Genomic DNA, 22,749 nt, shown 5'->3' with positions numbered 1-22,749 from the left:
ACTCTATTCAGCGCGGCCAATATGCCTTAGCAAGCGCCACCATTGATCATCCTCCGGCGCACCAGTGACGCTGCGATATCCCCCACCGAGAGCGGAATCAAGGACAAAGTCGCCGACGCTCCCAGCCCAGCATTCAAAAGCGTCGCTCTGCCACCAGATGACTCCTCTATCCGGAAACCCCCAAACGGATCCATCCGCCCTGTTCACGAACACGGGATCGTCGTTCACCTTGCCCAGGCAGAACCAATTTTCACGCCCGAGGCGAACCGGGGCCCCTTCTGTTTCATCGGCATAGAACTGCATCTTCGCCACAGTCTTGGCATCGAAGATCACCACCCGACCAAAGATGCCACCATTCGCAATCCCGAGCAACTCAAGGTACTCACTGGGCCCGTCCGCACCGACGGGCACACGTCCACCCGCTGGCACGGAGTTCATCATCGACCACTCGGGCTCTAGCTGCACGGCTTCGCGTGCCATAGACAGGAGCCGTGGGACTTCAGGTGAGATCATGGCGGACCTTCAATAGAGATGCCGATGGGCGTGCCGTCAGGGAGACCGCGAATCTGCCCCCAGATCTGCCTACCTATATCTTGATTCGTAAAGGCGTCCAGAATATGCAGGTTGCTTGCATCGTCCGGACCGCTCAGCTGCAACTCCCAGACATGATCTGGATTCATCTGCGTCAGGATGCGAGTTCTTAGGCTCGCAGCAAACTCAGGATTAGTTGCACCGAACTGGTCGAAAACGCGGGCAATCAGATTCGCTTTGTACTTATTGGTGATAGAGGAATCACGGGCAACCGGGTTTGGCGCCTTTACGAGCACCCCCTGGTCGCTGAGATCCTGCAAAGCAGAAGCCTTCAAGTTGAACTGACTCTTGGGCATTCCAGGCTGCCACCGCACGGTGACATTTACGGGACAGCCGTCATTGGTGTTGTGCACCAAGATCGACGTGCCGCCCGCCACAACATAGTACGTGTGGAGCTGCTGGACAGTGAGGTTCCAGCGGTTTGCCGTGCCGGGGGTGGGATGGGCGGCGACGACGTAGGCATGGCCGTTGGTGACGGTGTTGAGGGCATCGCCGTGGTGGAGGTTGCCAGCGGGGACCCAGGTGTGGGTGGTGTCGTCCCAGAAGGGGTGGTTGGCGGTGGTGTGGAGGGTGGCTGTGTGGCCGTTCTTAGTGCGGATGGTGAGGTCGAGCAGGTCGTGGTCGTGATTGATCCACACGTGTTGGACGGTGCGGGCGCCTTGGTGCCTTCCGGTTTCGGGGTCGGCAGATTCGACCTTGTCGCCGTTCTTGATCTTGCCGATCGGTTTGGTCTTGCCGTTGTCCATCAGGACGGGAGTGCTGGGCGAGAAGCTGCAGCCCTTCGGGGAGCCGCTGGCGCCCTTTCCGGGGGTGTCGGGTTTAGCTGCGGTAGCGTTGGCGTGTTCGGCGTGGGTCTGAGGGTCCGGGTCCTTGGCGACGGCCCCCTTCGCGGCCGACGCGTCTTCCGTAGCCTTCTCGGATGCCCCGGCCTTGGCGGCCAAGGTGTCAGCCTGCTCTTCGATTGCCTCTGCCGTGGCACTGATTCCCACGAAGATGCGGCTGCCGAGGAGCAGGCTGCCGCCCGCTTCACCGTCGGCAGCGCCGAGAAGCAATCCGGTGGCGCAGTCCACGACGCCTGATTCCAGGCATGCGCCAAGCAGGGGCACTCCTACGAGCCCGCCGATGGTGATGAGCATGGCCGTGCCGCCGCCATAGCTTTCGCATCTGTCCGTGCCAAAGTCAGACGGTGAGCAGGGGACTTCGCCGAGGCTCGGGGTGGGCGTCTGCGTCGAGGCAGGCGTGGAGCTCATCGAGGGCGAGGGCGTGGTGGACGGTGACGGCGAGGCAGTGGTGTTGCCGTTGGATTTGCCGGTTCCCGACTTCTTCTTCGTGGTGCTTGACCCGTCGGGTGGGCCTCCGGCGATGTCTCCCGGTACGAACCGGCCGCTGGGGTCGGAATTGGTGGACGGGTTGTCGCCGGCGTAGGTGTAGCCGCCCATCTGGTTGGGGTCGCCCGCCTCGAAGAGCGGGTCGGGGGTGAGGAAGTGGCCCTGGGCGGGGTCGTAGTTGCGGGCGCCGAGGAGGTCCAGGCCGGTGGTGGCGTCGGTGGGCTTGCCGAGGTAGCCGTGGTTCTCGTCGGCGGCCACCCAGGTGGTGGGTTTGGTGCCGCGGGTGTTGCCGTAGGGGTCGTAGTAGCGGCGGGTGACTGCCAGGGTGCTGGCGTCGATGGCGGTGGTGGCGGTGCCCTGGGCGTTGGCGACTTCGTAGGTGACAGTCCCGCTGCTGGAGCGGCAGATGGTGGTGCCGTCCGGGCCGTGGTAGTAGCGCAGGCCGGTCCAGGTTTTGGCGGTGACATTCAGGGTGATCTGTTCGGTGCCGCCGAACAGATACAGGATGCGGGTCTTGGCGGTGCCGTCGAGGCTGCTGGTCTGTTCCAGCAGGTTGCCGTCGGCGTCGTAGAGGTAGCTGCTGGTGTTGGTGTCAGTGCCCGAGCCGGTGGTGACGGTGGCGGTGCGGCCCTCGGCGTCGTAGGTGAAGGTCTGGGTCTGGCCGGGCGGCAGGGCTCCGGTGCCGGCGGTGGTCCAGGTCTGGCCCGCGCTGCCGCAGGTGGCGAGGGTGAGCTGGGTGCGGATGGTGGCACTTGCGCCGGGGTCGGTCACGCACATCGCGCTGTTGGCGTTGCTGACCAGTGTGCCGGTGCTGGTGACCTTCCACTTCTGGGTGGCGTCGCTGTTGCAGGTGTCGATGACCAGGAGGGTGCCGGCGGTGGTGGCGTTACCGGTGGTGTCCAGGCACATGGTGCCCAGCACCTTCACGGTGCCGTCGGTGCCGATCGTCCAGTTCTGGGCGGCGGATGCGTTGCAGGTGTAGGTGCGGACCACCCCGCCAGGCGTGGTGGAGGCGTTGGCGTCGTCGATGCAGAGCTTGCCGCCGCCTGTGAGGGCGAAGCCGGTGTTGAGCGGGCCGGTGGTGGTGGTCTTCCGGCTGATGGTGTCGCCGGCGTTCTTGTTGCTGTAGGCCGGGTCGGTGTAGGTCGGGGTCCAGGTCGCGGTGCCGGTGGTCGGGTTGCTACTGGTCGTGGTGCCCGCCTGGTCGGGCAGGGTCGCGGCGGCGGTGCCGTCGGTTCCGGTGTAGGCGGTGGTCTGTGTGGTGTTGTTGGCCGCGGTGCCAGTGGTGTCGTGGTTGACCATGCTGGTGCGGTCGCCGAGCAGGTCGTAGGTGTACGTCTGCCAGTACGCTGCCGGGCCACCCACCGTGCCGGCGGTGACCGGGGCCGTGGTGGTGGTCTGCACGGAGCCGGTGGTGCAGCCGCCGACGGCTCCGACCGGGGCGCTGGTGGAGTTGGTGATACCTGCCGTGTCCGTCCAGGCGGCAGTCAGGCGCTGGAAGGAGTCGTATGTGAAGCACTGGGTGTCGTGGGTGGTGTTGTTCTGCAGGTCGTCGATCGCGGTGATCTCGCCGGCCTGGTTGTAGCGGTAGTTGGTCGTGTCCAGGGGGGTCGTGGACGTCTGCAGGAGGCTTTCCGTCTGGGTGACGCTGCCGGTGGTGGCGTCGTACTGGGCGAAGGTGGCCAGTTCCTTGCCGGTGGGGCCGTAGTTGGTCTGCAGGACCCGCCCGAAGGGGTCGTGGACGGTGGTGTCCAGGTAGGAAGGGAGGTTGGACAGGCTGATGGCACCGCCGAAGCCGTTCAGGTTACCGTTGACCGTGTAGCCGAAGTTAACGGTCTCGGCGGGCAGGTTGCCGTCGGCCTGGTAATGGGTGCTGGACAGCAGCCCCACCGTGGGGGTGTAGTCGGCCGTCGTGGTGTAAGTGACGGTGCCGCTGCTGGGGGCGGTGGACTGTCCGGCCGCGGCGAAGCCGTCTGAGGCCGGGACGGTCAGGGTACTGCCGGTCGGCTGATAGGCCGTGTTGTAGCCGGTGACTGCCTGGATATACGCCGATCCCGACTTCCCGCCGACGTACCGGGTGGATGAGGTCGGGTAGCCCTTCGCGAGCGTGTCGTACTCCCAGGAAGCAAGTTCCTTGGTGGGATCCGGCGTGGCCGACCACGCGCCCTTGTACTCGGCTGTGGGGCGGTTGTCCCAGTCGTAGCTGTAGGACAGAACCTGCCCGCGCGAGTCGGTGGTCTGTTGCAGGTTGCCGGCGACGTCGTACTGGTCGTAGCTGGTGGTGCCGGTGTTCGGGTCGGTCTGGGACGTCTTCTGGCCCAGGAGGTTGTAGTGGTAGGACCAGGTGTTTCCGGCGTTGTCCTTGATCGTGTCGATCTGGCCGGCTGGGGTGTAGGTGTAGGTGGTGGCTGTGTCGGCCTCGCTCGCCAGGTGCCAGGTGTCGGTCTTCCAGATCGCGGCACCGGTGCCGTCATAGAGCACCATGTTGGCGTCGTTCTGGATCTGCATCACGGTGCCCGTGGTGGTTCCGGTCGACCACAGAGTGCTGGTGGCGCCCGCGTTGTAGACGACGAAGTTGCCGTCGCTCCGCAAGGTGGCAAAGGCTCCCGGATTGCCGGAGGTGCTGGTCGACCACAGGGTCTTGCCGGTCGCGAGGGAGGTCAGCACCAGGTTGCCGTCGGCCTGCATGGCCAGCCGGGTGCTGTCCGAGGTCAGCGATGTGCCTGATGGGATGACCTGGCCCTGGGTGAGTTTGACCGTGCTGCCGGTGTTCTTGACGACGCTTTCGGTGGTCTGCCCCAGCGCGTTGGTGTAAGTCGCGGTGGAGCGGCCGCCGGCCGGGGCGGTGGTGTCGGTCTCGTCGGCACCGGGGTAGCTTGTGGTGGTGTGCCACTGCTGGACGGCCTGGTGCCACAGTGTGCTGGTGGTCGCGCGGCCCTCACCGTCGTACCCGGTGGTGGTCTCCGACGGAACCTGGTTCTCGTTCGCCGCATACAGGGTGGTGGAAGGGGAGTTGTTCGGCTCGGAGTAGGGCGCGAACGACGCGGTCTGCCAACCGTGCGAGTCGTAGAAGGTGTCGGAGATGATCCGGCCGGAGTTGGTGTCGCCGTCGGCCGTGGCCTGAGTCTGGCGGGGCTGCAGCATCCCGTCGTAGATGGTGATCGACGAGGCGTAGGTGCCGTCCTCGCGCAGCGTCTTCGTGGTCACTGCGGAGGGGTCGCCCGGCGAGGTGACGGTGCCACTCGGCCCGGTGACCACACCGGGGTTGATCGAGTAGGTGAATGTCTCATCCGCGCTCTGGCCCGACGCCTTGTCCCGGCCGGGTAGCCAGACGGCTGTACGTCGGCCGAGCGCGTCGTAGGTGATGTCGGTCTTGCGCTTGTTGGCGTCGCCGTTCTCGGTGGCCAGGCCACGCAGCGGGTCGAGGGTGGAGGTGACCGTCCAGTTCTGGGAGTTGGTGGTCGTGATGCTGGTCGGGTTGGTGTTGCCGCCGAACGGGCTCCAGGCGGGGCTGAAGTCGGTGTGGGTGTTCTGCCCGGTGGCGTCCAGGGCATCGGTGATGCGGCCGGCCCCGTCGTACTTCATGGCCGAGCTGGTCTGCCAGTTCTCCGTGGTCCCGGTGTAACCGGTGGCGGTGCGTACGGCGGTGGCCTGGCCAATGGCGGTGCTGCTGGTCTGGTCGAGCTGTCCGAACGTGCCCAGGTTGGTGAGGGTGCCGTCACCGTCGTAGTAGATCTTCTTGTCGGCCAGCAGCGTGCTCGCAGAGGCGGCCGTGCCGCAGGGGCCGCTGACGGAGGTGACCTGGTCCGGGTAGGACAGGGTCATGGTGTTGCTGGACGACGGCGCCGCATACGTGGTGGTGGCGCACTTCTCCTGCGCGGCCACGCTCACGTCCCCGTGGGCGTCGACGGTTGAGACGCGGCCCTGGCTGTCGTAGTTGGTGTCGGTGCGGGTGTGGCGCCATGTCCCGTTGGCGAGCAGCGCGTAGCCGTGCGACTGTGTGGCCTTGATCCGCAAAGCGATCAGATCGGGGAGGGTCGACAGGTCCGGTTCGGTCTGGCCGGGGTTGTCGTCCTGGGTCCAGTCCGTCCACGGGGTCTGGGCCGTGTGGGCGGTGGTGGTGAAGGTGAACGGGCCGTTGACGGTCACGGCGTTGACGGTGCCGCCCGCCGCCGTGTAGGTGTCGCTTTGCAGAGCTTGGCCGGCGAGTTGGTTGGCATCGGTGACGGTCTGGACCGTGGAGCCTCCGACCTTGGCGTCCACGCTGACCGAGCGGCGGGTGCCGTCGGCCTTGTAGTCGCCGTCCATGCCCTGCAGGTAGGTGGTGGTCTGCTGGGTCACCGGCTCGGGAGCCTGACCAGTCTGCACCGTGACCGTGCGGAATCCGCGGAACTGGTCCCACGTGCGGTACTGGTCGTCCGTCTGGGCCGAGTCGTCCCGGTGCCAAGCGGGACCGGCGTAGCTGTAGGTGGAGACCTGTGTCTCCGAGCCGGCCGGGATGTTCTGGCTGTTCGGTTTGTACTGGGAGGCGATTGTCAGGTCGGATGCCGTGACGGTGTGCACGGTGGTCTTGTTGAACCAGTCCGCGATCGGCTTCGATGTGCCCGGCACGGTCCAGTAGACCGGATAGCAGGAGTTGGTGTTACTGTCCGCGGCCGAGATCGACAGCGTCTTGTTCGCGCACAAGTTGGTGTTGTAGTCGACGGCGATGGACTCGCCGGTCTCGGTCTGGATCGAGGAGATCCTCGGCCGGTACAGCGGCGGCGCCGACGGGGAGGTGTCGTTGACCCGGTTGTCGATCTCGGTACCGGTGAAGGAGACCTGGTTGAGCTTGATGGCACTGTTGCCGTTGCCGTAGGTGTCCTTGCCGGTGTGCTGGATCGACTGCAGCCACATCACGGCCTGCAGAGAACCCGCGTCCTTGGGGTCGACAGTGGTACCGGTGACCGGGTCGACCGTCCCGCCCGCGTCCGAGTACACCTGCCCCAGCTGATAGCTGTCGACGTCGACGAGATCGTCCGTCGAGGAATCCTTGACGTGGACCTTCGTGGTGATGCTGTCCAGCCGGGTGGTGGACCAGAACGTCGGTCCGGCGGTCACGCACACGTTCGTGGGCACGGAGGTGGACCCGGACGGCAGGGTGGTGCTGTCGGTGGAGTCGCAGTGCAGGTCCCACGGCACATCAGGCCAGTGCGGGGCCGTGTTGTCGTTGAGGTTTCCCGCCGAGCAGTCGGTGAAGGTGTCTGTGATCTGGCAGCGCTGCTTGGAGGTGAAGACCACCTGGCCGGCGGGCTTGCGGCCCGTCTGCTCATCGGTGAGCTTGTAGCCGTAGGAGACGGAGTCGAGCTTGCCGCCGCGGACGTACGAGGTCAGGGCGCCCGAGTCACCGGTCGCGGCCTGGCCACCGCCCAGATCGTAGTAGTTGGTCTCGGTCGTGTAGTCGAAGCGCTCGACGAACCCGCTCGGCGAGACGACGAAGTCAAGGTTCCAACGCCAGCCCTCGTGCTTGTCGCACTGCGACGCCTTGCCCTTGGCCGAGTCGTAGCACGGATCGCCCGATTCCGGGTGCAGTACCGGCACACCCCAGGCGGAATCGGTCGAGGAGTCGCCCGGAGTACCGGACTGCATCGCCCCGGAGGGTCCGGGGCCCGTCGGGGAATGGTCGGCCCCGAAGTACGCGGCAGTGCCGTCCGTGGTCAGCAGCCGGAAGTAGACGCCGTCGTGCAGACCGTTGGCGGCCCCGGACAGCTCCTGGACCAGGGTGCCGTCGTCGCCCTGCAGCCGCCACTGCTTGATCTCGCCCGGCACGCTGGAGTCGACGCCGTCGGGCACCAGCTGCCCGGAGTGCGATCCGAAGGAGATCGTGGCGTTGTCACCGGCCCAGCACTGGTCCCCGGATCCCTTGAGGATCTTCTTTCCGCTGCTGTCCAGCAGAGCACCGCAGGAACGATACGCCCGCTCGACGAAGCCTGGCTGGTAGTCCCAGCCGTCACCGATCCAGGACGCCTGGGAGTTCCGGGCCGAGGTCTCCCCGTCCTCGGACTGCGAGTCGTAGGACAGCGCCACCGACGGGGCGTTCCCGCCGACTGTGGACGGAACATCGATCGGGTAGGAGTAGGTGAAGGCGCCGGTACCGGAGGTCTGCCAGCTCCCCGAAGGGTTCAGGGAGGTTGCCGCGTAGGTGCCCTGGGAGCCGGAGCTGCCGGAGGTGACCTCCACGGTCGTCGTGTTCGCCGTGGTGGTGTTCGCGGACATCGGCTCGTCCGTGCCGCTAGCGGTACGTGACGCCGCGGCGCTGGAGGAGCCAAGGGAGAGCGTGGCGGTCAGCTGGTCCGCTGTCGCCCTGTTGCTGAACGTGATGGGCGTCCGCGTCCCGCACTGCTTCAGCTGAGGCGTGGTCATCGCACAGGCCGGAACCTTGAACAGCTGCAGCCGTGAACCGAACCCACCGCCGTACGCCTTGGCCAGCGAGGAATAGTCGATGACCACGCGCACCCGGCCGCTGCGGGGCATCGCATCAGCGCGGGTGAAGGCGAGCAGCATGCCGTCGGCGCCTGCCCGCAAGGTCTGGGCATGCGACGCGACCTTCACCTTGACCGCCGCCAGGCCAGATGCCTTGACGGAGCCTGACTGGTGCCCGGCGGCAGGCGCCGACGACACCCACACCGGCAGGGCACCGGCCTTGACGGGCTTCGTCACCGGAAGGACGCGAGTGCTCGGAGAAGGTGTGAATGCCGCCTTGGGCGATGCAGCGGAGGCGCCAGCGGGACTGGACGGCAGGACCGGCGTCGCCGCGGTAGCGGAGGCAGTGTTGCCGGATGCGATGGTGCGCGTCAGGGAGACAGTTTTCGTACCGGCCTTCGGCCACGCCGGCTTGACGGCCTGATAACGGCTCGCCGCCTTGTAGCCCTTGGGGTGGACGGTGGCGGGTTGGCGGAGGGCATGACTGCCGACTGCCGGGGTCTTCGGCAGGGCTTTCGGGTTCCACACCGTGCCCTTGAAGCGGTACGGCCCCACGACCACGCCAGCGGCCACTGCAGCGGGCACGAGAAGAGTCAGCAACGCGACAGCTGTCGTCGCGAGAGTCAGCGCTCTCCCCCAGATCCGGTACTGGACGCTCGCATACCAACGCCGCTTGCCGCTCACTGAAATCCCCCCACGACCAGCAGTCCTGACAGACCGTCGTCCCCCCACCACGCCCGCTGCGTGATCGTCGGGAGGCTATTGATAGGGGGCGGCCAACTCAATACCCTGTGCCGGCGATGTGACCATGACGTATGCCAACTGAGTGCTTATGTGCCCTTTCCGTGAAGTCGCGAACATCAACACCTGATGGCAAACCGGACACCACGCACACCATTCGCCGCAGCCAAACGTCAAACAATGTGGCGAAGATCACGAAAGCAAAGCATTTGCAAAAAGAGGGGGAGTTGCTAAGTGTTGTCCGGATATTCCCGAAAGCAGCGCAGGAGAAGGGAACTGACGCGCCGTCTGGCGCTGATCCCCGCGCTGGCAGCGTTGTTGCTCACTGTTCCCGCGGCGCCGGCAAGCGCTGACGAGTCATCCCCGGGTGATCCGATGCTGGCCGCCCAGGCCGAGGCCGTCGCCGGCGGTCACGATGCGCCCGTCGATTCCCTCACGACGGAGACCTCCACGGTCACCGCCAACCCCGACGGCACGTTCACCTCCACCATCAACGTCATGCCGGTACGGGTCCTCAAGGACGGCGCCTGGACACCCGTCGACGCCACTCTGGCCACGAATGCGGACGGAACCCTCTCGCCGAAGGCCACGCCGAACGACGTCACCCTGTCGGGCGGCGGCAGTGGCCCGCTGGTCACACAGACCAACGAAGACGGGCACAGCATGGCTCTGACCATGCCCTTCACGCTGCCCACGCCCGTCGTCAACGACGACACCGCCGTCTACAGGTCGGTTCTACCCGGCGTGGATCTGTCCGTGTCGGTCACCGACCAGGGCGGCTTCAGCGATGTACTGATCGTCCACGACGCCGCAGCCGCAGCCGACCCGCACATCAAGAAGCTCACCGAGGCCGCCTCCACCCAAGGACTGACCCTCTCCGCCACGGACTCGGGCGGCATGAACGCCACCACCGCCGACGGCACCGTCGCCTACACCAGCCCACGCCCGCTGATGTGGGACTCCAGCACCACTTCGGACGCACCGGCGACAACCGCACCCGCCTCAGACACCACGACGGCCGGCGATGCCCCTACGGCATCCTCCGCCGACGGCCCCGGTGAGGGAGCCAACGTCAACACGGTGCGGATGAGCACCACGTCCAGCGGCATCACACTGGCACCGGACACAAGCGTCCTCAACGCCCCGGACACCACCTACCCGGTGTACATCGACCCATTCAACAACCCGGTCACCGAGGACGCCGGCCACTACGACGAGGTGTACTCCAGCTCCACCTGCGCTGACAGCCCGCAGTACGACAAACTCCAGCCCCTCGGTGAGGGCGTGGGCTACCAGCGCTGGGGCGGCGTCTGCGGTACCGGCCTGGAGCGCGCCTACTACACCATCCCCACTGACAAACTCGACCCCGCTATGCACGTCTACGACGCTCAGATCACGGTGAACTCCACCTACGCCGCAAGCTGGGACTGCTCACAGAACCAGCCGATCACCCTCCACACCACAGACTCGATCGACTCCGGCACCGACTGGAACAACAAACCCGACCCCATCGACGACAACTATGACCCCGTCAAGATCACGATTCCCAGTGGGGCCAACTCCAACAGCAGCTGCAGCAACCACCCCGCGACCTTCAATGTCCTCAAACAGGCCCAGCGCATAGCGACCTACCACAGCGCCACCGGCGACCACTGGACCGTCGGCCTCTTCGGCAACGAGAGCATCTCTTCCAGCAACGACGACTACCTGCGGATGTCCAGCTCCCTCAGCCTGACAGTGAAATTCGACATCCCCCCGGACATCCCGACAAGTCTCCTTACCGCGCCGCCCGCGAACGGAGCCACCGGTTCCTGCGTCACGAGCGGCGACGGCTGGATCGGCGCGACCACTTACTCCGGCGCCGGAAGCAACGTCCAACTGCACGCCAAGGTCAAATCGAACGTATCCGGCGAGAACGTCAGGGCGGTCTTTCACGTCTGGGACCGAACCGTCCTCGACTCCAACGGCAACGCCCAGGACGAGGGCAAACCCACCACCGGCTACGTCGCAGCGGACACCGCCAGAGACGTCAGCCTACCCATCGGGTTCACCCTCAAAGACGGCCACGAGTACGGCTGGGACGCCTACGCACAGGACAACAACTCAGTTCTGAGCCTGACCTCCGACATCAGCGACCACTGCTGGTTCAAGACCGACTTCACCCCACCCGACACACCCGACATTGCCAACAACGCATCCTTCCCGCCCGTGGGCACCGGCCCTGCCAATCCAGTGGTCTATGCCGCACCACGAAAGACCACCAGCTTCACCGTCACCGCAGCGGACGGAGCCGCGTCCGACACCAGTTGCACGCCGAACGCCTGCCTGTCCAGCGGCGTCGACCACTTCCTATGGCAACTCGACAGCCAGCCCACCGCCACCACCGGCACCCCGGCGTCCGTCACCAGCACCGACAGCTCCGGCACCGCGACCGGAACAATCCCGGTTCCGATCACCAACTGGGGTGTTCACACCCTCTACGTGGCCGCAATCGACGCGGCTGGAAATATCTCCCAGGCCCCCGCCAGCTACACCTTCACCATCCCCTGGAACCCCGACACCAAGATCACACCAGGGGACATCAGCGGCGACGGCGTCCCCGACCTTCTCGCCACCACAAAGACCGGTGACCTTGAACTGATCCCCGGCAACACCGACCCCGCCCAGAGCGCAGCCCCCGCCCAGAGCGATCCGGTCACCGGCCCACCGCCCGCGATCAACGGCCCGGTACTCGTCTCGACCCCTGCTGGCTCACCCGACGGCACCAGCTGGAACAACTACCTCATCGCCCACCGCGGCAATCTGAACGGTGCGGACGTCGACGATCTGTTCGCATACAACAAGAACAATCAGCAGCTGTACATGGTCAAGAACGACCTCGACCCGGCAGGCGGCGGTGTGACCTACTCGACCTATCCCGGGTTCCTCGGCAAACGGTCCCCCGAAGTACTGGACAAACCCAGCTGTGACACGACCATCGTTCCCGACAGCCGCTGCGGCGCCGCCGGATACGACAAATCCACCCCTTGGAAGATCAGCCAGCTCGTCGCTCCTGGTGACCTCTACGGGGGAGGCTTCCCCGCAATCATCACCGTCGAGAACGGCGAACTCTGGTACTACCAGGTCACTGGAGGACCAGCTCTGAGCTACCCGATGCTCCTCGGCGACGGTGACTGGACCGGCATGACCCTGATCGCTCCCGGCAAGGTCAACGGCACCCCGATTCTGTGGGCCCGCGACAACTCCACCGGCGCTCTCTACACCTACTCGCTGGCCCACGATGCCACCGGGCTCCCTCCGCTCCTGCACGCGTCCACCCACACCGCCCTGGCCCTCACCCTGCCTCCAACGTCCTATCCCAAGATCGCATCCTCCGGCGACGTGAACAGCCTCTCCGGCGGCCCGGACGGCAACCCCGATCTCTTCGTAACCGACACCCACGGCGAACTGATCGAGTACCCAGGTACAGCGTCGACCGGTACCACCGCCAACTTCGCCGCCCCTGTCTCCCTGGGCACCGCCGCCAACGCCGCGACTCACTGGTGGAACCTTGACGACGGCACCGGCAACACCACCGCCGACTGCGCCACCGCGACAGACGCCGGCTGCAGCGGTGGGCTCCCAGCCTCACTCAGCGGCGCCTATACCTGGAGCAGCGACTCGACTCGAAGCAAGTACATCAACCTCAACGGCACCACCGGCCATGCCAACACCTCCGGGGCTGCCGTCGACACCTCGCGAAGCTTCACCGTCTCCGCCTGGATCAAGCTCAATTCGTCGTCCGCCAATTCGACATTCGTCTCGCAGGATGGGGCCGTCAACAACGGCTTTCAGCTGTACTACTCCTCGGGCGCCCAGGCGTGGGCCTTCGGCAGACACAGCACCGACGCGAGCGGTGCCGTCTGGCAGGCCACCTACGGCAGCAAGCCCGTCATAGGCAAATGGACACACCTGGTAGGCGTCTTCGACGCCACCAACCAGGAAATCCGGCTCTACGTCGACGGCAAGCTCACCGCCGCCAGGGACTGGACCTACACTCCCTGGAACGCGACCGGCTCCCTCCAGATCGGCCGCAAACTCTCCTCCGGCGCCTACGGCGAGTACGCCAACGCAGGCATCAGCGACATCCACATCTACAACACCGCCCTGCCTCCCGCCGACGCGGCCGCGCCCGGTGACAACCCTGCCATCAGCCAACTCGACTGACCGCTGAGGGGCGTTCAGGCGCTCGGCCGAGTCACTTCGGTCGAGCGCCTGCCAGGTCCGACGGGACGATCATGCAACAGACCTGCGTATCGAACCGTCAGAGCACACCACTACAGTTCTCGATCACCTGACCGACCCAAGAGCGCCGAGGGACCCCAGTCGGATCCTCGCGCTCTCACTTGCAGAGTCGACCAATTCTCTGGGGGGGACCATCATGAGACGCAGCACCTTCTTGGCTGCGGCCACGGCAACCGCACTGACCACCGGCCTGCTCACGGGCCTCGCACCGGCCTGGGCGGACGGCACCACCGGCGGCCCCGTCCTGGTCGACGCCAACGGCTGGAACGAGCCGGGTCTGGTCTTCGTGACGGCGCATTCCGACAGCCCGATCACCCGTATCACGGCCCACTTCTATCCGCTGGACGCACCGGAGGGAGCCCAAGAGGCAGGATCGACCGAGGACTTCACCCAGTACTCCGGACAGGACGCGACGTCCGGTACCTGGCGGGCGCCGGTCCACCTGGCGGACCTCGGTGACTACCGGGTCACCGTCGATCTGCAGGACGCCTCCGGCGCCACCGTCACCGGCGCCCTCTCCCGCGACCCCCTGCAGTACCGGACCATCGTCATGGTCTCCGGTCTGACCGCTACCCCGAGTGTGCCCGACTACCTCCACCAGCAGGTCTCCGTCAGCGGCACCGCCGTCGCCCGGGATCCCCGCACCCCCGACACCCCGACTCCCGCCGCCGACACGCCCGTCGACGTCGTCGCCGACACCGGACTCGGCCGGACGATCACGACCGCGACCGCCGGCCCCGACGGCCGATTCACCGCCGCCTACGTCCCCACCGAGCAGTCGTTCCGGGTGTCCGCCGCGCCCCTGGCCTCCAGCAGCTACCCGGGAGCGATCGACCTGTCGACATACCCCACCCAGTGGCTGCACACCACCCAGGCACCAGTCCGCTTCACGGTAAGCACCCACGCCCTGAACCTGAAACAGGGCGCCACCGGCACCGTCACCGGCCACGCCGAGATCCAGACCACCGCCGGCTGGCAACCACTGCCGAACACCGCGATCACCCTTGATAGCTCCTCGGTGGTGGCCGGGCAGACGACCACCGACAGCCGGGGCGACTACACCCTGCACGTCTCCTCGGAGAGCCCCGCCCCGAACGCCCAACTCTTCGTCGGCACCGACTACATGCCCTTCCAGCAGGTCGCCACCCAGCCCTTCAGCCTCCACGTCGCCTACACCACCCACATCGACGCGGGCGTGTCCCTGTACGACGACTCGGCCCTCCATGTGGACGACGGCTACGTCTACTACGAAGACGCACGCGCCCACTGGCCCGCCAAGCCCACCGTCACCCTGCAGTACTCCAAGGACGGCAAGACCGGCTGGAAGAACGCCACCACCATCCCCGTCAAGATCCGCCACAACAAACCCCTGACCCTGGAGACGTTCGCCCACACCCTCACCGCACCGGACACCGACGCCTACTGGCGAGCCCGCTTCGACGGCAACCCCGACCTGGGCACCAGCACCACCAAGCCCGTCCACCTCTACCGCTACGCCACCCGCATCACCGGCTTCCACGCCTCCCCCGACGCGGTCCGCAAGGGACAGCCGATCAGATTCGCCGGCACCCTGCAGTACAAGAAAGGCACCACCTGGAAACCGCTCACCGACGACGCCTGGCCCACCCTCTACTTCAAACCCCGCGGCTCCAGCACCTACCACTACGTCTGCGAGCTGGACACCGACAAGAAGGGCCACCTCGAGGGCATGGTGACCGCCAAGCAGGACGGCACCTGGGCCCTCGCCCTCAACCGCCAGACCGGCGACCACTACCTCAGAAGCACCCGGGTCACCGACTACGTCGACGTCCGCTAGCCGTTGCCCGTGGCGACGGCACCTGGACCCACCTCGTCGCCACCTTCCGGGCACCAGTCCCGGGAGGCTCCACCAGCGGCAACATGGCCCTGTACCAGAACGGCACCCTCATCGGGACCGCCACCAACCTCAGCCCCCCGTACGACTCCTCCATGCACCTCGCCATCGGTGGCTGCATCAACAGCCCCTCCGCCACCACCCCCTACCTGGCCTTCCCCGGCTCCGTCGCCGACGTCCACGCCTACCCACGCACACTCTCGGCGACCGAAGTCAGCACACTGCACTGACCCACCGAAACACGGCCCGCGCCGACTCCGACACGAGCGGCGCGGGCCCGCCCACGTCCGCGGCGGCGGCCAGCCGCACCCAGCCGGCGAACGGACCAACACCTTCGAACGCTCCACCGAAGACCAGCCTGCGAGACCACCCAGGAGATCACGCCCGCCAGCGCAACCTCCGAGCAAAGGCGCATTGCCGAAATCGAAGCGGCACACCACAGGCGCGTCTACCGGAAAGCCGCCGCAGAAGAGGCCCGCATCCAGTACGTCGGCTCAGCGCTCGCCATATCCACCATCGCGCCAGCCATGCCGCCGAGCCAGCCCAAAACACAACCAGCCGACGGGGGCTTCCTCACACTGCCAGCTGTCACGGGCGAGTCACAAACCCCGTGGACACCCTCTCGGCACAGGATCTCGAAGCTGGACATATATGCCCGCACAGGACTGGATGGACGGCGCTGGACGGCTTCTACGACATGTGCCAGGTGGTACCCAGGGAGGGGCCCAAGATCAGGACGGGAGCCTCTTCTGGCCCGTCAAAGCGGTATTGCAGGGTGTTCGACGGTGTCTCACTCACGCCTCAGACCCTCTCACGTATCACGGACGCCCCTATAGCGTGGGGGTGCGGGAAACCTGTCTGACCAGGTTGAAGACCTCTCGGGCGGCATATCGCTTGAGGCATCGGACGATCTCGCGTCGGGTCTTGCCCTCCTGCGTGCGGCGTTCGTAGTACGCCTGGGTGCACGGGTCGTGGCGCAGTCGGGTGAACACGATGCGGTGCAGGGCGGCGTTGGCCTGCCGGTCGCCGCCGTGGTTGAGCCGGCGCGTGCTCCGCCGGCCGGAGGAGTATTCGATGGGGCTGACTCCGCAAAGGGCAGCAAAGGACGCCTCGGAGCACAGCCGCTCGGGATTGTCCCCCATGGTGATCAGGAGAGTGACGGCACTGTCCGGGCCGATGCCCATCGGTACGAGCAGTTGCGGCGCGTGGCGTTCGACGAGCCGGGTCAGGCGTTGGTTCAGCTCGTTGATCTGCCCGGTGAGCTGTTCGATGCGTTCGGCGAGCATGCGTAATGTCATGTGGGTGGCCTGGGCCACCGCGTCCTCGTCTCCCCCACCATCGGGTGGGCTGAGGGTCGCGCAGGTGCGGAACAGCTCGGCATTGCCCAAGCTCGACAACCGTTCCCGCAGGACGGGGTCGGCGATCACTAGGACGGCCTTGAGCTGGTTGATCGCCTGTGTGCGGGCCTTGACCGCGGAGTCCTTGGCGAGTTTGTAGATCCGGGCGCTGTGCACGGGTCCGTCGCCGGATTTGGCCTGGGCCCGGGTGCGACCGCTGAGCACGGCTCGCGCTGCGGCCTGCGCATCGAGCGGGTCCGACTTGCCGAGCAGACGGCGGGCCGTGCGGTCGGGCCGGTTCACTTCGAACACATGGATCTGCTGGGTCAGCAGGTAGCGGGACAGGCCCGCGCCGAAGGTACCGGTGCCCTCCACACCGGCCCGGCGCACCGTCCCCCGCTTGCGGGCCGAGCAGCCGACGGTAGCCAACGGTCATCGCCGGAAAGGACTCTGTGCTCAGGACCTTCCCCAGCGGGCAGACCACGGCGGCGACGTGAACCTCGCCGTGCGTGTCCACGCCTAGGACGACCTCACTCCGATTGGGCGGATCCGTGCTGGAAGAGGTACTGCGCTCTCTGGTCGTCATGGTGGTTCGCCTCCCACGTGGTGACGTGCTGGGTGGATGGCACCGGCCCGCTCGGGCGGTCTGAACCGTGATGGCGCCTGGAACTCGGCATGGCCCCTATTGGGACACGCCTGTGGCTCGGTGACAGCAGGAGCCATCCCGCAACGACGGTCGACAAGCCTGTGACTGGACACTTCGGTCAAAGATCTCAAGAGTCAGACCCCCCGTCCGGGACGGCATCGCGCAACCGTCCCATCGATCCCGGCGCATCGGCACGTCCCGACCACAGCCGGATGGCTTCGCCCGAACCAATGCCCAACCTGGCCGGAGCAGGCTGAGAATGAGTTGACTCCCCGCCCACTCGTGACCGGCAATGGCGGACAGCCGTCTGGGCCGCCTTACGGTCGCCCTCCATCGACCATCTCTCGGAGCGTCAAACGAGCGTCACGGTCCGGCCTGCCCGCACTTCCACGGACCGCGCTGAATGGAAGGCTCCACTGGACCGGCGATCTCAGGAGTCAGACCCCACCGTAGGACAGCACCCACCTGGTGTTCTCTGTCTATCCGGCTTGCAGCCGCGTCAGCCGGCTCCGGGCGTGATCAGTGGGCGCGCGCGATGGGCTGTTCGGACCAGATGGTCTTGTGGTTCTGGCCATGGCGGCAGCCCCAGCGCTCGGCGAGTTGGGCAATGAGGAACAGTCCGCGTCCACCCTCGTCGGTGGTGCGAGCGCGGCGCAGACGGGGCTGGGAGGTGTTGGAGTCGGTGACCTCGCAGACAAGAACGTGGTGGCGGATCAGTCGCAGCTCCGCCGGCGGACGACCGTGGCGGATCGCGTTGGTGACCAGTTCACTGACGATGAGCTCGGTGGGGAAGAGGAGGTCGTCCAACCCCCATACGGTGAGCTGGCGGGTCGCCCATGCCCGAGCGTCCGAGACGGCAGCCGGATCAGCCGGTATCCGCCAGCGAGCGGTGTCGTTGGCGGGTACTGCGCGGGTGCGTGCCAGCAGCAGGGTCGCGTCGTCACGTGGTGCTTCGTCCACCAGCTGGTCGAGGAGGATCCTGCCGGTCTCCTCCAGAGCGCGGCCCGGGCGGCAGGAGGTGGCGAGGGCATCGGTCAGCCGCTGGAGCCCGTCGCAGACGTCGTGTGCGGCTTGCTGGACCAGGCCGTCGGTGTAGAGCGCGAGGACGCTGCCCGGCTCGACGTCGATCGTGGTGGTCTCGTACGGCATGCCGCAGACGGCGAGGGGCGGCCCTGGGACTATGTCGACGGCTTCGGCACTCCCGTCGGGCCGCACGAGCACCGGCGGCGGGTGCCCGGCACTGGCCATGGCGCAGCGTCGGGTGACCGGGTTGTAAACCGCGTACAGACAGGTGGCGCCCATGACGTCGTGGTCGCCAGGGGGTGCTTCCGCCGCGAGGCGCTGGACCAGGTCGGCGAGACGCGTGAGCAACTCGTCCGGCTCCAGTTCGAGGTCGGCGAGGGTCTGGATGGCAGCGCGCAGACGGCCCATGGTGGCACTGGCGGGTATGCCGCGGCCGATCACGTCTCCTGCGACGAGGGCCAGCCGGAGAGCGGGCAGGGGTATGGCGTCGTACCAGTCGCCGCTGGTGCCACCCCCACGGTCTGTGGGCAGGTAGACGCCGGCGGTCTCGGCTGCCGGAGTGTCGGTCGTGGCCGGGGGAAGGAGTCTTTGCTGCAGGGCCACGGCCGCTCTGTACTCGCGCGTGTAGCGACGTGCGTTGTCGATGGCGAGTGCTCCCCGTGAGGCGATCTGCCTCATGAGATCCACCTCGTCCGCGGTGAACGATTCGGAGGGACCGGTGCGCCAGACCACGATCGCTCCGAGGGTGAGGCCGCGGGCGTGCAGCGGTGCCACCATCACCGCCTGGATGTCGTGCGGGAGGAACTGCTCGGCCGAATGTGGACCGCCGATCAGGGCGATGTAGTCGTCCCGGCGGTAGACGACCGTCTCGCCGTGCTGGAAGCGGCGCAGAAGGGGGTGGTCGGACAGGGATGGGACGAGGTTTCCGCGCTGGATACCGGGCGGCCAGTCCGCGGTGGCCGGCGCCAGGGCCGCGTTGCGCAGATGCGGATCTCCGCCCCCCAGCCGCTCGGCGGGTTCGTCACCGTCGAAGACGGCGTCCGCAAGGTCGACTGCTGCGAGATCACCGAAGGTGGGTACAAGGGCGTCCGCAAGATCGTGGGCGGTCCGCACGACATCCAGGGAGCCCCCAACCCGCTCGGCGACCGCGTGGGCGAGATCCAGCTGTCGGCGGGCACGCAGTTGGTCGGTGTCGTCTATGTACAGGGCTGCGACTCCTGCGGGGCGTCCTCGCGCGTCCTCCAGTCGGAAGGCGGACAGCGACAGCGCGTGCCGCCGCGCCGGATGGTGTCGCCAGCTCACTCGCTGGTTCCTGTGGATCACCGGGGCGCCCGTCTCGAGCACCTGCCGCAGTACCGCCTCGATGCTCTCGGCGTCTTCGGCGCACAGCACATCGCCCAGTCGGGCGCCGGGCTGTATGGGACGGCCGTCGGGAGTGTCCGGCATGGCGTTCGTCTGCACGGTGGTGAGATCCGTGTCGTGCAGGGCGATCGTGATCCGGTTCTGTGCGGACAGTGCGCGCAGGAGGGCTGCGCCGTGCCGGTGGTCGGCGACGTGAGGAGTGGGGGCCGCGAGCACGAGGAAGTCCGCCGAGCCGCTCACCCGTGTGGTCCGGAATGTGACGTCGATCGTGTTGCCGCACCGGTGACGCAGTCGTACCCGGCCGGTCGCCGGCACGTGTGCGGCCCTGCGCGGGTCGTGCGGGAGGTCGGCCACGAGCTCCCGCACGGGGCGGCCGTGGACCTCGTCGGCGCGGAACCCGGTCAGGTCCTGTGCTGTGCCGGTCCACCCCACCACCGTGCCCCGATCGTCGAGCACGGCGGCGGCCAGACCGTCGAAGGCGTGGGGCCTGCCGCCGGGGACGGCGCCGGAGACGCTCGTCACTCCTTGGGAGGCGCCTGCCGGGTCGGCGTTTTCAACATCCGATGGGTCCATGTCTCTGGCTTTCATTACGAGGTTCCGCGACTACGGCAGAAGGGGATCCTGTGGCGGCTGTCGGCGCTCAGCGGGCACCTGTTGGGGATGGCAGGTCCTGTTCGGCCCAGACGACTTTGCCGTCTGTGACAGAGCGGAAACCGCACCTGCGTGACAGCCGACCGACCAGGTGAAGGCCGCGGCCGTGCTCGTCGAGATTGCCGGGATGGCGGGAGCGTGGCTGAGCGGTGCTGGTGTCGGAGACTTCGCAGGTAAGCACCCGGTGCTGGATGAGCCGTAGGCGGATCGGGCCGTCGCCGTGGCGGATCGCATTGGTGACCAGTTCACTGACGAGCGACTCCACGGCCGTCACCAGCGGCTCCAGACACCACTCCCTGAGCTGACGGGCGGCCAGGTGCCGGGCTGTCGGGACGGTGACGAGTTCGTTCGGCAGGTCCCAGGAGGCGACCTGGGCGGGTTGCAGGGCGCGCGTCCGCGCAAGGAGCAGGGTGACGTCGTCGGCCGGTGCCTGCGCCGACAAGGTCTCCATCGCCCGCGAGCACAGGTCCTCCAGGGCGGCACCGGGCTGTGCCAGGGCGGCGCCCAGACGCCGCAGGCCGACGTCGATGTCCTCGCCGCGGGACTCCACCAGGCCGTCGGAGTAGAGGACGAGTACGCTTCCTTCGGGCAGTTCCAGTTCCACGGACTCGAAAGGCACCAGGCCGAGACCGAGGCCGAGCGGGGCTCCGGCCGGCAGGACGGGGACGGTGACCTTGCCCTGCGCGTCGACGACCAGGGGCGGCGGATGCCCGGCCCGTGCCAGCGTGCACCGTCGGGAGACCGGGTCGTAGACGGCGTACAGACAGGTGGCACCCACCACCGCGGGAACCGTGTCGGAGACGTCGGCCTCGTCGTTCAGACGCCGGACCGTGTCGTCGAGGTGCGCCAGCAGTTCGTCCGGGGGCAGGTCGAGGTCCGCGAGCGTGCGCACGGCGGTCCGCAACCTGCCCATGGTCGCCGCGGCGTTGATGCCGTGTCCCACCACATCGCCGACAACCAGGGCCACCCGTGCGCCGGACAGCTCGATCACGTCGAACCAGTCGCCCCCCACACCGTGGTCCATGTCGGCGGGCACATAGCGCGAGGCGACCTCGACGGCAGCACCGCCGTGCACCCGATGAGGGAGCAGGTCGCGTTGCAGCGTGAGAGCGGCGGTGCGCTCGCGCGCGTACTGGAGCGCGTTCTCCAAACAGAGCGCGGCCCGCGTGACCAACTCCTCGGCGAGGAGCAGGTCGTCCTCCTGGAACGGCGTCTGTTCCGTGGAACGGCCGAACAGCGCCAGTCCCAGCACGCAGCGCCGCGCGCGGATGGGTACGACCATCAAGGAGTGGACGCCGCTGTCGCGTACCTTCTGCGCACGCGTCGGATCGTGGTCGACCCAGGGACCGGCATGGGTGTCCAGCACCGGTTCCAGGTGAGACCTGCCCGTGCGCAGGACGGCGGCGAACGACGAGGTCGGGGGGACGTGGATCACCTCTTCACGCACCGCTGGCATCTCCAGGACACCCTGGTCGACGGAGGCCACCCCGGCACGGCGCAACACAGGGCGGCGTCCGCTCGTCTTGCCGATCCGTGCGGCGGGCTCGAGTCCGAACGGAACCGACTCCACCAGGTCGACGACGGCGTGGTCGGCCAGCAGGGGCACGGTGAGCTCTGCCAGTTCCTGGGCGGTCCGCATCACGTCGAGGGAGCTGCCGATGTGCGTGCTGGCCTCGCTGAGGATGGCGAGGCGCTCGCGCGCCCGCTTGTTTCCGGTGACATCCACGGTCATGGAGCACACGCCCAGCGGCGTGCCGTCCGCGCCCTGGAGACAGAAGAAGGAGGCGGAGAACGCGTGCTCGCGGGGGCGGTCCGCAGGCGGCCACGCACGGTACTCGTGCACTGTCGTCGTGCCGCTCTGCAGCACCTGTCGCATCACCACCTCGAGCGCTTCGGCCTCGACGGCGGGCAGTGAGTCCTTCAGACCGCGCCCGAAGCGTCGGTGACGAGGCACGCCGTCGTGCCGCTCCATGGCGTCGTTCACCCACACACAGCGCAGCTGCGCGTCATAAACGACGATGCCGATCGGGGCTCGGGCAAGGAGCGACTCCCGCACCGGTCCCCCGGTCGCCCCCGAGGACAGGGAACCTACGTCCGTCACGGACGCCAGCCACCGGGTGTCGTCGCCCTGTCCCCGTAGCAGCGAGACCCGCAGCGTCATCCTGAGCGTGTGGCCGTCGCGGTGGCTTATCGCGACAGTGCCGGACCAGCCGCCGCGCTCACGGCACTGCTCGGAGAACGCCGAAGCCCTCCGTGCGTCCTCGGGAGGCGGCAGCACGTGTACGGCGGACCGGCCCACGACCTCCCCGGCCGTATAGCCGACGAGCTGCTGGGCGGCGTGCGTCCACCCCACGACGATGCCCTCGGCATCCATCATCGCTATCGCGGCGTCGGGCACCTCAGGGAGGCTCACCGGCTCGGCGAGGAGGGTGTGGTCAATGTTGGTCATTC

At 67.2% G+C, this 22,749-nt stretch carries 7 protein-coding genes and 1 pseudogene; 3 read left to right on the top strand and 5 right to left on the bottom strand.

Annotated elements, in window-relative coordinates:
• Positions 1-3: 3 nt before the first annotated feature.
• Both ACZ4UV_RS09035 and ACZ4UV_RS09030 read right to left on the bottom strand, forming a co-directional pair.
• Complete coding sequence (locus ACZ4UV_RS09035; protein ID WP_363019356.1) at positions 4-513, bottom strand: hypothetical protein; 510 nt, start codon at positions 511-513, stop codon at positions 4-6.
• Complete coding sequence (locus ACZ4UV_RS09030; protein WP_467837031.1) at positions 510-8,618, bottom strand: ricin-type beta-trefoil lectin domain protein; 8,109 nt, start codon at positions 8,616-8,618, stop codon at positions 510-512. Before ACZ4UV_RS09030 ends, ACZ4UV_RS09035 begins: the two co-directional genes overlap by 4 nt.
• A gap of 879 nt (positions 8,619-9,497) precedes the next feature.
• Here ACZ4UV_RS09030 and ACZ4UV_RS09025 point away from each other — a divergent pair.
• From ACZ4UV_RS09025 to ACZ4UV_RS09015, 3 genes are all read left to right on the top strand, one after another.
• Positions 9,498-13,328 carry a LamG domain-containing protein gene (locus tag ACZ4UV_RS09025; protein ID WP_467837028.1) on the top strand — a complete coding sequence of 1,277 codons (3,831 nt, stop codon included), beginning with the start codon at positions 9,498-9,500 and terminating at the stop codon, positions 13,326-13,328.
• A gap of 214 nt (positions 13,329-13,542) precedes the next feature.
• Positions 13,543-15,222 (top strand): hypothetical protein, encoded by a 1,680-nt coding sequence (locus ACZ4UV_RS09020; RefSeq protein ID WP_467837024.1) that lies wholly within the window; start codon positions 13,543-13,545, stop codon positions 15,220-15,222.
• Entirely contained in the window at positions 15,141-15,509 is a 369-nt protein-coding gene (locus tag ACZ4UV_RS09015) for a LamG-like jellyroll fold domain-containing protein (protein WP_467837912.1), read from the top strand. Before ACZ4UV_RS09020 ends, ACZ4UV_RS09015 begins: the two co-directional genes overlap by 82 nt.
• Before the next feature lie 600 nt (positions 15,510-16,109).
• Here the strand turns inward: ACZ4UV_RS09015 and ACZ4UV_RS09010 are convergent.
• From ACZ4UV_RS09010 to ACZ4UV_RS09000, 3 genes and pseudogenes are all read right to left on the bottom strand, one after another.
• Positions 16,110-17,202, bottom strand: a pseudogene (locus ACZ4UV_RS09010) (IS110 family RNA-guided transposase).
• A gap of 579 nt (positions 17,203-17,781) precedes the next feature.
• Positions 17,782-20,220 carry an ATP-binding SpoIIE family protein phosphatase gene (locus ACZ4UV_RS09005; RefSeq protein WP_467837022.1) on the bottom strand — a complete coding sequence of 813 codons (2,439 nt, stop codon included), beginning with the start codon at positions 20,218-20,220 and terminating at the stop codon, positions 17,782-17,784.
• Positions 20,221-20,287: 67 nt separating this feature from the next.
• Entirely contained in the window at positions 20,288-22,747 is a 2,460-nt protein-coding gene (locus tag ACZ4UV_RS09000; protein WP_467837020.1) for a SpoIIE family protein phosphatase, read from the bottom strand.
• Between the last annotated feature and the right edge of the window lie 2 nt (positions 22,748-22,749).

This window comes from Streptomyces sp. NPDC028289 (assembly GCF_055565975.1).
The sequence above is the reverse complement of the archived record's forward strand: the minus strand, read 5'-3'. Positions and strand labels throughout refer to the sequence as shown.